This is a genomic window from Winogradskyella wichelsiae, from assembly GCF_013403925.1.
Lineage (GTDB): Bacteria > Bacteroidota > Bacteroidia > Flavobacteriales > Flavobacteriaceae > Winogradskyella > Winogradskyella wichelsiae.
This window is the reverse complement of record NZ_JABFDJ010000003.1, coordinates 324,191-335,953: the sequence shown is the minus strand read 5'-3', so window position 1 is coordinate 335,953 and position 11,763 is coordinate 324,191. Positions and strand designations below refer to the sequence as shown.

Annotated in this window: 11 protein-coding genes; 7 read left to right on the top strand and 4 right to left on the bottom strand. The window is 32.3% G+C overall.

All coding sequences use genetic code 11. The features are described from left to right. Nucleotides 1–75 precede the first annotated feature (75 nt). From HM985_RS08760 to lpdA, 3 genes are all read left to right on the top strand, one after another. A complete protein-coding gene (locus tag HM985_RS08760) occupies nucleotides 76–534 on the top strand; it encodes an Lrp/AsnC family transcriptional regulator (RefSeq protein WP_179375980.1) in 459 nt (152 codons plus the stop codon). Nucleotides 535–645: 111 nt separating this feature from the next. After that, on the top strand, nucleotides 646–2,295 hold the full coding sequence (locus HM985_RS08755) for a S41 family peptidase (RefSeq protein WP_179375892.1): 1,650 nt from the start codon (nucleotides 646–648) through the stop codon (nucleotides 2,293–2,295). Between the two features lie 90 nt (nucleotides 2,296–2,385). Further along, on the top strand, nucleotides 2,386–3,786 hold the full coding sequence (lpdA, locus tag HM985_RS08750) for a dihydrolipoyl dehydrogenase (RefSeq protein WP_179375891.1): 1,401 nt from the start codon (nucleotides 2,386–2,388) through the stop codon (nucleotides 3,784–3,786). A 72-nt stretch (nucleotides 3,787–3,858) separates the two neighbouring features. On the opposite strand, the gene HM985_RS08745 is transcribed toward lpdA, so the two are convergent. After that, the gene (locus tag HM985_RS08745; RefSeq protein ID WP_179375890.1) at nucleotides 3,859–4,464 is read right to left on the bottom strand and encodes a hypothetical protein; all 606 of its coding nucleotides are present in this window, start codon (nucleotides 4,462–4,464) and stop codon (nucleotides 3,859–3,861) included. A gap of 325 nt (nucleotides 4,465–4,789) precedes the next feature. On the opposite strand from HM985_RS08745, the gene HM985_RS08740 reads away from it, so the two are divergent. From HM985_RS08740 to HM985_RS08730, 3 genes are read left to right on the top strand one after another with little or no spacing between them, the layout of a single operon-like run. Further along, a complete protein-coding gene (locus tag HM985_RS08740; RefSeq protein WP_179375889.1) occupies nucleotides 4,790–5,383 on the top strand; it encodes an RNA polymerase sigma factor in 594 nt (197 codons plus the stop codon). Further along, the gene (locus HM985_RS08735; RefSeq protein WP_179375888.1) at nucleotides 5,367–5,540 is read left to right on the top strand and encodes a hypothetical protein; all 174 of its coding nucleotides are present in this window, start codon (nucleotides 5,367–5,369) and stop codon (nucleotides 5,538–5,540) included. Before HM985_RS08740 ends, HM985_RS08735 begins: the two co-directional genes overlap by 17 nt. 35 nt (nucleotides 5,541–5,575) lie before the next feature. Further along, nucleotides 5,576–6,403: a mechanosensitive ion channel family protein gene (locus tag HM985_RS08730; RefSeq protein WP_179375887.1), complete on the top strand. Its 828-nt coding sequence runs from the start codon at nucleotides 5,576–5,578 to the stop codon at nucleotides 6,401–6,403. Between the two features lie 137 nt (nucleotides 6,404–6,540). On the opposite strand, the gene HM985_RS08725 is transcribed toward HM985_RS08730, so the two are convergent. Then, complete coding sequence (locus HM985_RS08725) at nucleotides 6,541–7,593, bottom strand: arginase family protein (RefSeq protein WP_317167129.1); 1,053 nt, start codon at nucleotides 7,591–7,593, stop codon at nucleotides 6,541–6,543. An 85-nt stretch (nucleotides 7,594–7,678) separates the two neighbouring features. Here HM985_RS08725 and HM985_RS08720 point away from each other — a divergent pair, with 85 nt between their 5' ends. Beyond that, on the top strand, nucleotides 7,679–8,566 hold the full coding sequence (locus HM985_RS08720; RefSeq protein ID WP_179375886.1) for a chromosome partitioning protein ParA: 888 nt from the start codon (nucleotides 7,679–7,681) through the stop codon (nucleotides 8,564–8,566). A gap of 59 nt (nucleotides 8,567–8,625) precedes the next feature. On the opposite strand, the gene hutI is transcribed toward HM985_RS08720, so the two are convergent. Together hutI and fumC are read right to left on the bottom strand one after the other, a co-directional pair. Continuing rightward, nucleotides 8,626–9,864 (bottom strand): imidazolonepropionase, encoded by a 1,239-nt coding sequence (gene hutI / locus HM985_RS08715; protein WP_179375885.1) that lies wholly within the window; start codon nucleotides 9,862–9,864, stop codon nucleotides 8,626–8,628. A 224-nt stretch (nucleotides 9,865–10,088) separates the two neighbouring features. Then, entirely contained in the window at nucleotides 10,089–11,486 is a 1,398-nt protein-coding gene (gene fumC, locus HM985_RS08710; protein ID WP_179375884.1) for a class II fumarate hydratase, read from the bottom strand. Nucleotides 11,487–11,763: the final 277 nt, after the last annotated feature.

Genomic DNA, 11,763 nt, shown 5'->3' with positions numbered 1-11,763 from the left:
GAAATAAAGATAATTTGTAGATTTTAATTCCTTAATTTGCTTTTTTGAATGATTAATTCCGAAAAAACAATAAGTATGACTTTTGATGCTATTGATAGAAAATTACTTCACTTACTTCAAGCTGACAGTAAACAAACCAATAAAGCTTTAGCTTATCAATTAAATTTATCAGTTACTGCGGTTTATGAGCGTATAAGAAAACTTGAAAAAAGTGGTGTTATAAAAAACTACGTCGCATTAATAGATAAGACTAAAGTGCAAAAGGATTTCGTTGCTTTTTGCCATGTAAAGTTGGTGCAACATTCGCAAGAATACGTCGTAAGGTTTGAACGCGACGTTAACGAGTTAGACGAAGTTTTAGAGTGTTACCATTTAAGTGGTGATTATGATTATTTACTTAAAGTATTAGTAAAAGATATGAAAGCTTTTAGAGTGTTTATGGTCGAAAAACTAACCAAAATTAATCATATCGGGAGTACACACAGCATGTTTATGATTAATGAAGTAAAACATACTACAGAAATTACGGTATAAGAGACGCTATATTTAAGTTTATGGCATGGCATATTTTTAATTTTTGTTTAAAAGCAACTATTCTTTATATTTTTACGTCTCTATTAATAGAACCACTTAATCACTATTTAAATGAAATTGAAAATTAAAGACTTGCTAAGCATACCTTATATTAATCAGAATTTATTATTTATGCTTTCCTTGGTGCTTTTATTAGTTTCTTGTGCAAGTATTGAAAAACATAATGAACAAATTACAAAGTTACATTCAGTAGCGGATCTTCATGAAGACATAGATCATGTTTACGATCAGTTACAACGTCATCATCCCCATTTGTATCAATTTACTTCAAAGAGGGTTCTAGATTTTAAATTCGATAGTTTAAAGAAAGCACTTAATACACCAACAGACAGTCGTACGTTTTACAAGCAATTATCTGGTGTAACTAAGTTTATTGGCCAAGGCCATATGGCGTTGTATCCACCAAGTATAAAATATAACAGAAAAGAACGCAAAGCACTAAAAGATACTAAATTTGAGATTATTAATCTTGATTTCGAGTATGTAAACGATAAACTTTTAATAGCTAAAGCTAGAGGTAAAGATTCGCTTTTAACTCATGCAGAAGTTCTCGAGGTCGATGGAGAAAACTCACAAAATTTAATAAATAACTACATTAAAACAATAGCTTCAGATGGTTATAATACGACCTTTCATAAAAGGGTTGCAGGTTTTCGCTTTATGAGTTATTATGCTAAGGACAAGGGCCGTTTTGATAGTATTAGTTTAACATTAAAAAAATTAGATTCAACATTTGTAAAAAACTATAAGCGTATTTTAATAAAAGATACAACCACGGTAAAAAACGATGCTCTAAAAAAAGATTCATTAGATACCGTTAAAAAGGAAATTGCCAAATTAACAAAGGCTGAACGGAAAGCCAAAAGAAAGAAATTAAAAGCGAAACGAAAACATAATTGGAATTATGGTTACAATGCCAGTAGAAAAGAATACACCCGAAATCTTAATTTTATAGGAAAAGACAGTACAGTCGCTTTATTAAAAATTAGAGGCTTTTCTAACGGGAGTTATAAGGAGTTTTACGACGAAAGTTTTAAAACTATAGATTCTTTAAAACCAGACGCTTTGGTGATAGACTTACGTAATAATTTTGGAGGCCGACTAAATGAAATTACCTATCTGTATGCGTACTTAACAGATCAAAATTTTACGTTTATTAATCCAAGTGAGATTAACAGGAGATTTCCAATTTTGAAAAGTACTATGGCTAATACAACACCAACAGGACTTAAAATTTTGGCAGGTTTATTTTCGCCTGTATTGGCCACTATCGATATTTTAAAGACCAGTAAGAAGGACGGTCAATTATATTATAAATTTAAATCTGCAAAAGCGCAAGAACCTCAAGATCTTAATTATAAAGGCAAAATATATGTGTTGATTAATGGCAATTCATTTTCAGCCTCTTCATTATTGTCTACGCAATTAAAAGGGAGTCATCGTGCTGTATTTGTAGGGGAAGAGACAGGAGGAGCCTATAACGGCACTGTAGCTGGTTTTTATAAATCTTATCAAATGCCAAACACTAAAGTGACTGCTCGGATAGGGCTTGCACATATTGATGCACAATATAAAAAGCAACCAGATGGCTATGGTATAAAGCCCGATATTAAAATTACACCAACTTACAAAGACCGAATCAATGGGAATGATCCTGAATTAGAATGGGTTTTAGAAGATTTAAATCAAAAAAGTGAGTAATCATTGCCTTAATAATGTTTTAAAAATTCGTAAAATATTAATCTAAAGTGTATTTTTGTTAGCGTTTTTAATCAACGAAAAAAAAATCTCATGAAATCATACGATGTAGCAATAATAGGTTCTGGACCTGGTGGATATGTAGCAGCAATCCGTTGCGCACAATTAGGCATGAAAACTGCAATTATTGAAAAATACTCTACACTTGGTGGCACTTGCTTAAACGTAGGTTGTATTCCTAGTAAAGCTTTACTAAGTTCTTCTCATCATTATGAAGAAGCAACAAAACATTTTGAAGATCACGGAATTGAAATTCCTGGAGAGATCAAAGTGAATTTAGAAAAAATGATTGGTCGTAAGCAAGCTGTTGTAGATCAAACTACAGGAGGGATTGATTTCTTAATGAAAAAAAACAACATTGATGTTTTTGAAGGTTTGGGATCTTTTATAGATGCGACGCATATTAAGATAGAAGGGAAGGATGCCCAAGAAATTGAAGCAAAGAAAATTATTATTGCAACAGGATCTAAACCCTCTAACTTACCATTTATCACTTTAGATAAAGAACGTGTAATTACGTCTACAGAAGCCTTAAAACTTAAAGAAATTCCAAAACACTTAATTATTATTGGTGGTGGAGTTATCGGTTTAGAGTTAGGACAAGTGTACCGTCGTTTAGGAGCTGAAGTTACTGTTATTGAATATATGGACAGAATACTACCAACTATGGATGCTGGTTTGTCTAAAGAATTAAATAAAGTATTTAAGAAAGCGAAATGTAAAATGATGCTTTCTCATAAAGTACAATCTGTTGAGCGTAATGGTGAAGAGGTTGTTGTTAAAGCTGAAAACAAAAAAGGTGAAGTTGTAGAATTTAAAGGTGACTATTGTTTAGTTTCAGTTGGTCGTAAACCTTACACAGCTGGTTTAAATCTTGAAGCTGCTGGCGTTAAAATGAACGATAGAGGCCAGATCGATGTCAATGATCATCTGCAAACATCTGCTTCTAATATTTATGCGATTGGTGATGTTATTAAAGGAGCCATGTTAGCACATAAAGCAGAAGAAGAAGGTACCTTTGTTGCTGAAACTTTAGCAGGACAAAAACCACATATCGATTATAATTTAATTCCTGGAGTTGTTTACACATGGCCAGAAGTTGCTGCTGTTGGTCAAACAGAAGAAGAATTAAAAGCAGCTGACGTTGCATACAAAGTAGGTCAGTTTCCTTTTAGAGCTTTAGGTCGTGCTAGAGCCAGTGGAGATATTGATGGTTTTGTAAAAATCTTAGCAGATAAAACGACAGACGAAGTTTTAGGCGTACATATGATTGGTGCACGTTGTGCCGATTTAATCGCCGAAGCCGTTACTGCTATGGAATTTAGAGCATCTGCTGAAGATATTTCGCGTATGTCTCATGCCCACCCAACATTTGCAGAAGCCGTAAAAGAAGCTGCGTTAGCAGCAACAGATGATAGAGCATTACATGTTTAGGTTTTATAGCAATTAAACCTATTCAGCGTTTTGTTAAAACAAAAAAGGCGAACTTATTAAGTTCGCCTTTTTTTATTTCTTAATTTCATCTAGTTCTTTAATCAAATCTAATACCCTTAGCCTTTTACTGTAATCATGCTCATTAATATCTCTAACAAAACAGTAGGCACTTATGTCGGCATTCTTTACTTTTTGAGACAATTCTTCAACTTTAAAAGGCCCAAATTCTTTTGAGTTTTCAATATAATAGAATTCGTGATCATAGATCATAGTACTCACTTTTTTTAAATATTTTTCTTTTAAAAAGGTCTGTATATCTTCAATTGAATTTAACTCATCATTGTAATTCGTAGCATTTATATAAAGTGCAAACTCATCATCATCTTGGTTGTTAAGCACTAAAATATCATCATCCTTAAAATAAGCACTCACTTTTATTAGTCCATCTTCAGTCTCAATAGAAAGCATATTAAGAGGATCAATACTCCATGATGTTTTTATAACATTATGCTGCCTTGTTATTTCGAGACTGTTATTTGCTTTAAACGTGTAAATTGATTTTTTGTTAGAAATTCCATTAACTAACACCCATTGTTGGTTTATAAAAAGAGCATCATGATGAAGCTCAAAATTAAAAGGCTTTAAATTGGGTATTGTTTTATGGAGATATTCACTCATTTAGCTGGTTTCAGTAGGTCCATAGTTAGCACACAATACCAAAATTTGGACAGATGTTTTCTTAAAGTTAATAATTTTATAGTGATTTCAAAATTTCTTTATTCTAATTCGTGTTTAAAAGCCATGAAAACCAATGTATCACCTGATTTTCTCTATTAAAAGTAGGATTGACGGCTACCAAAGTATTATTCGGGGTTTTTTATTCCGTATTTTTGCGAACTGTTTAACAAAATATATTTTCTTAAAAAAAATAAAAATTAAGTGACTTGTCCTAAAAACGAGTGTCTTAAGCATAACAACAATTAATTACAGACCGACAAATTCCTTGACTAAAGACGCCATTCATACTCTAACCGATGAAGCGCTTGTAGAAGCAATCGTAAAAACCAACGACACTATGTTGTTTGAGGTGCTTTATGATCGGTACGCTACAATGGTTTATAATAAATGCTATGGGTTTGCAAATGGTATCGATGAGGCTAAAGATTTAACTCAAGATGTCTTTTTAAAAGTTTTTATAAAACTAGCAAGTTTTAAAGGTAAATCTAAATTCTCTACATGGTTATATGCTTTTACCTATAACCATTGTGTGAATTATGTTACAAGGAATACCGCTAAAAAAATTGAGAAACAATCTATCAGTAGTGAAGTTATTGATATTGAAAATATAGGTGAAGTTATAGATTCTACTCATGAGTTTGAGAACATGAGAGTTGAGCACTTAAAATCAGTTATGGAGCTTATATCTCCAGACGAGAAAATGATTTTACTATTAAAGTATCAAGACAATTTATCGATTAAAGAATTGGCCGGAGCTTTAGATATTGGAGAAAGCGCAGTAAAAATGCGATTAAAAAGAGCAAAAGAAAAACTGGTACAGAAGTACTCAAAATATACGAAAGATGGAGAATCCATTTAAGCAAATAGATCAGCCTTTAAAGGAAGTTCCTGCGGAGCTTAAAGGAAAAGTTATGCATGATATTGCCTTGGCAAAGCTTTTCATGGAGTTAGCTGAGCTCTTTTCGTATAATATTGGTCATATTATAGACAGTGTCACTAGCAAAAGAAAAAAATAGCACCCCTTATATATCTCTAACATAAAATTATTAGTATGGAAAATATCATAGCATTAAAGGATAGCGGAATGCAATCATTAGCATCAATGTGGCCAGAAGTTTCTGCTTTAGCCTTAAAATTACTAGGAGCCATTGTCGTTCTGATTGTAGGCTGGATAATTACAAAATTTGTAGTTAAAGCCATACAGAAGCTATTAAAAGTAGCTAAGGTTCATAAGCTTGATGAGAAGTTAAATGACATTGAGATTGTAGAAGGTAAAACTCTAAATTTTGATACGGCAAAGGTGGTTTCAAAATTAGTAAAATGGTTAATGTATATTATTTTAATCGTTGTAATATCTGACATTTTAGGATTAGACATAATTTCTAACCAAATCAATGATTTATTAGGTTACTTGCCTCAATTATTTGCTGCTTTAGCCATTTTTATAATTGGATTACTGTTTGCTAATTTTGTAAAAAATGGATTAAAATCGCTTTTCGATTCTATGGATTTATCAGGAGGAAAGATGCTTAGTCAAGTTGTGTTTTTCTTATTACTTACGTTTATTTCTATTACAGCTTTAAATCAGGCAGGTATAAACACAGAAATTATTACCAATAATATCACAATGATATTGGCAGCATTTCTATTAGCTTTTGCCATTGCATTTGGTTTTGGAGCTAGAGAAGTGGTCAATAAATTATTAAATACTTTTTATGCTCGCAAGACTTATGAGGTTGGGCAAAAAATTATCTTCAATGGAGACAGTTATACTATAGACGCTGTTCAGAGTATATCTGTCATCTTAAAAAATTCTAAAGGAAAATTAATAGTACCGATTAAAGATATTGTAGAAGCGCAAGTACTCATGCAGGATTAACTATAAGGTTAGGGTTATAGATTTTGTATTTTCATAAAATATTAATCTGCACGTATTTGACGCTCTAAAGAACTCTTTTCATTAATTTGATTAGAGTTTTTTAGTTTATTATTTAAATAATAATGGAATTATTCAGACTATTTAATATTACGCTTAGCACGAATAAAATCCGTAATAAGATAACTAATTAGTTTTCCTATTTGTGTTTCCGTGTTTGGTGTAGGAGTAGCTTCACAAATATGTAGATAAGCGGCATTCTCGTGCGCTCCAAAATAATGAACAAATTGTCGCGCTTTTTTTACACTAAAACCGCTAGGCGTCATAGCACTACTTGTAATGTTTTTAATCGCATCACAATCAACCTCAATACCAAAAGGTCTATCGTTAATATGGTCTGATGCCGCTTTTAATTCCGATGTATATTTAAGCTCATTTCTAACCTCAATAGCTTCGTAAGTATTGTATTTAATAGCTTTAACTTTTTTTAGCGTATTTAAGAGTGTATCCGAAGTGTAATTTTCATGTAGACCAAATATAAAGTAGTTTTTTAGAAAGCCTTCAGCATAAGCATGGCTAAAACCATTACCACTATGTCTGCCTTCATCTGCTCTAAAATCAGAATGGGCATCAAAGTTTATGACATTAATTCTTTGGTTATTTGCTAAAGCAGTTCCTTTAATATTACCGTAAGCATTATTATGACCGCCACCGATAATTATAGGGATTTTACCTGCTTTTCTTACAGAAGTGATTATATGTGTCACGTCCCTATCTATAATTTCTACAAAATTTCTCACCTTAGAAATTTCTTTCTTTTTAGAAAGATTTAATTCTAATAGAGCTTTACGCTCTTCAGCGTATTCTAAATGTCCTAAGACTAAAACGCGCTTAGCTTCTGTAAATGTGTTGCTTTGAATGTTTAATAAAATTTTTATCGTAGCGTCCCAAGCACCATAAGTCCCTGAATTTCCATGGTTTGCTATAACGCCAATATCCTCTTTAATTCCAAAGACAACATAGTCAACATCTAAATGCGCAATATCATCGTATATCTTAGTGAGGTTGGGTAGTACCTGTATATGTTCTCCAAATTTTGTTTCCCCTTTACGTTTCTTTAAAAGATGTTGCCTTTCTTTTTCTGTAAATAAATTAAAGTGGTGCATTTTGATAAATAATTTTGAATAATACATTAAAAGTACATTTTTATTTAATTACTTTGACCTCATATTAAGATTAATAAAAACTAGAATTAACAAGACTCAAAAACTAAACAAAATGGAAGGTGCTCAAAAATCAAACTCAGGATTAAAAGTAGGCTTAGGCATACTATTGGTATTATTCTTAGTAACCGCTTTTTATACTTCGCAGCTTTATAGCGAAAAACAAGAAAATGAAAAGGTTCTAATGAACGAAAAGAAGCAAGTAATGGCTGATCTAAACAATATGGCTAAAGATTATGATGAAGCTATTGCTGAAAGTGACGTTGCCAATGAAGATTTAATAGCTGCTAAGGAACGTATTCAAGGCTTAATGGATTCATTAAAAGTTTCTCAAAATAGCGTTGGTAGCTTATGGAGTTACAAAAAGAAGTATATGGCGCTACAAGAAGAAATGGATATTTTATTAACTGAAAATGACCGTTTAAAAGGTGAAAATCAATATTTAGCTTCATCTTTAGATAGTACGCAAGTACAATTAGCAGAAAGAACCGTATTTACAGATTCTTTATTGGTTCAAAACACGCAATTATCTACAGTAGTTAAAGATGCTGCAGCATTGCAAACCGTAGGGTTAATAGGAATGGGTGTGATAGAAAGAAATAACGGAAAGCAGATTCCGACAGAGCGTGCTAGACGAAGTGATAAAATTAAGCTTTGTTTTACTGTTGCTAAAAACCTATTGACAGAAGCAGGTGATAAAGAATTATACGTTCAAGTTATTGATCCAAATAACAATGTCTTAGGTGAAAACGCTCAGATTGAATTTGGTGGTGAAGTCTTAAACTACAGCTTAATTAGTCGATTTAATTATGAAAACAGAAACTTAAATATCTGTGAGTATATTAATGAATTAGAAGATTCTAAGTTTGAAGAAGGTCGTTATATCATTAATGTCTTTAATGAAAAATCAATTATTTCAACTTCAGAATTTGAATTGAAATAAGCCATACAATTCTTAGTATTGGTATAAAAAAATCCAGAAGTTAAAACTTCTGGATTTTTTTATTTTAATAATTGGCCATTAATAATAACATGTTCAACGGGATCGTGAGCAAAGGCATATGGAATCTCACTGTAATGATTCATAGGTTTTGTAATAATTATATTCGCTTTTTTACCGCGTGTTATACTCCCGTACATATTACTAATCCCCATGGCATAAGCCCCATTTATGGTTGCTGCGTTTATCGCTTCTTCAGGTGTCATTTTAAGTTTTACGCATGCAGCGCTCACAATAAAATTCATATTACCGCTAGGTGATGACCCTGGGTTGTAATCTGTAGCAATGGCTAGAGGTAAACCAGCATCAATAATTTTTCTAGCCTGTGTATAAGAAATACTTAAAAAATAAGAACAACCAGGTAATGCTACTGGTATTGTTTCGCTTCCTTTTAAAGCTTCAATATCTTCGTCATTTATTTCTTCTAAATGATCTACCGATAAAGCCTTGTGTTTTACACCAAGTGCAATACCTCCAAGAATATTAAATTGATTGACGTGTATTTTTGGTCTTAAATGGTACTTGTTTCCTGCTTCTAAAATGGCTTCGGTATCTTTTATATCAAAGTAGCCTTTTTCACAAAAAACATCAACAAAGTGTGTGATGTTTAATGCCGCAGCTTGTGGTATTAATTCTTCTGTTATAAGTTTAATGTAATCTTGTTTTTTAGACTTATATGCATTTGGAATCGCATGTGCAGCTAATAGCGTAGGGATAATTGTAGCTAAACTTTCTTGTTTTAATCGCTTTATTACTCGTAGCATTTTTAGTTCTGCTTCAACAGTTAAACCATAACCCGTTTTTATTTCTACAGCTCCAGTTCCCATAGCGATCAATTGATTTAATCGTTTTAAAGATTGTTCAAATAAATCTTCTTCTGAAGTCTCCTGAAGTACTTTTGCCGAGTTTAAAATTCCTCCACCTTTATTAGAAATATCTTCATAAGATAAACCGTTAATTCTATCTACAAATTCAGAAGTTCTATCGCCTGCGTAAACAATGTGCGTATGAGAATCACACCAAGAAGGTAGAACAATTCTACCCGTTGCGTCTATTACCGTTTCTGCATCAATACCGTCGCAGTCTTCCATTGCGCCGTATTCTATAATAGTATCGTTAACAATATAGAGATATGCATTTTCTAATACAGGTAGAGTTTTCATCTCACTACCTTTTAGTATGGTCGTATTATGTTCATGAACCTGAACGAGTTGTTTAATATTTGTTATTAATGTAGACATAATAATGAGGGTTTGTAGAGGTGTTATTTCAATAAAAAAACGCTAGTAACCATTTTCTAGCGTTTTCTTTATTTATAGAAAATTGACTTTTACTTTGTTTCGCAATTGTAAAAGTCAATTTATCATTTTAATTATATTTTAAATCATTGCTATTTTGACCCTATTATAATTTTAAAAAGAATTTCTAAGCCTATAAAAGTGCCATAAAACAGTCTGTTAGTATCTTATTTTAGGGTGCCCACCATATTTTCTGGTTTTACCCATTCGTCATAATCTTCAGCAGAAACATAACCTAAATTTACAGCTTCCTCTTTTAACGTTGTTCCGTTTTTATGCGCTGTATTTGCAATTTCAGCTGCTTTATAATACCCAATTTTAGTGTTTAATGCCGTTACTAGCATTAATGAATTATTTAATAATTCTTCAATAACTTTATGGTTTGGTTCTATGCCGCTTACACAGTGCTCTTCAAAACTGACACAAGCATCTCCTATTAATTGCGCAGAGTGTAAAATGTTAGCCGCCATCATTGGTTTAAACACATTTAACTCGTAATGCCCTTGTGTACCTCCTACAGAAATAGCAACATCGTTACCCATAACTTGAGCACAAACCATGGTTAAGGCTTCACATTGCGTAGGGTTTACTTTTCCTGGCATTATTGAACTTCCTGGCTCATTTGCAGGAATGATAATTTCACCAATTCCAGAACGAGGACCTGAGGCCATCATTCTAACATCATTTGCTATTTTGTTTAAAGACACAGCTAATTGCTTTAAAGCACCGTGCGTTTCAACAATAGCATCATGTGCCGCTAAAGCTTCAAATTTATTTTCGGCAGTTACAAAAGGCAATCCTGTAAATTCTGCTATATATTTAGCCACTAATACATCGTAACCTTCTGGTGTATTCATTCCTGTACCAACAGCAGTTCCTCCTAATGCTAATTCACTTAAATGTGGTAACGTATTTTGTAACGCTTTTAATCCGTGGTCTAATTGAGATACATAACCCGAAAATTCTTGACCTAAAGTTAAAGGAGTGGCATCCATTAAGTGTGTACGCCCAATTTTTACAACGGTCTTAAATTCTAATGATTTTTTATGTAATGCATTACGTAGTTTAATGACTCCAGGAATCGTTGTTTCTGCTATTTTCTTGTATGCTGCAATATGCATGCCTGTTGGAAACGTATCATTAGATGACTGTGATTTGTTAACATCATCATTTGGTTGAATTGTTTTCTCACCTTCACCAATAACGTTTCCAGCAATTTGATGTGCTCGGTTGGCAACAACTTCATTCACATTCATATTACTTTGTGTACCAGAGCCCGTTTGCCAAATCACTAAAGGAAACTGATCATCGTATTTTCCTTCTAAAATTTCATCACATGCTTGTGCTATTAAGTCACGCTTTTCTTTAGGCAATACTTCTAAATCACAATTCGTATAAGCCGCAGCTTTTTTTAAATATGCAAAACCATAAACAATCTCTAAAGGCATTGATGCCGTTGCGCCAATTTTAAAGTTATTACGAGAGCGTTCTGTTTGTGCTCCCCAAAGTTTGTCGGCAGGTACTTTAACCTCACCCATAGTATCTTTTTCTATTCGGTAATCCATCTCTATATGTATTTATTGCTTCACAAATTTAACAATTTTAAGGAGGGTAATAAGTATTATAACAGGTTTTATTTGAACAGTTCTTTGATTCATTAGTTGATAAGTTGTAGCTCTTTTTTTGTTAATAAAAATTAGTGAGATTAAAGCTGATATTTATCATAATTAGTTTCTATCTCTAAATTTAATCTCTCAGAGCTGTTGTATTTGTTCTGCTTTTAATGAAAAATTAAGTTATAAATAATAGAACTAAAGTTTATAAAATTGATGGTTCTAAATA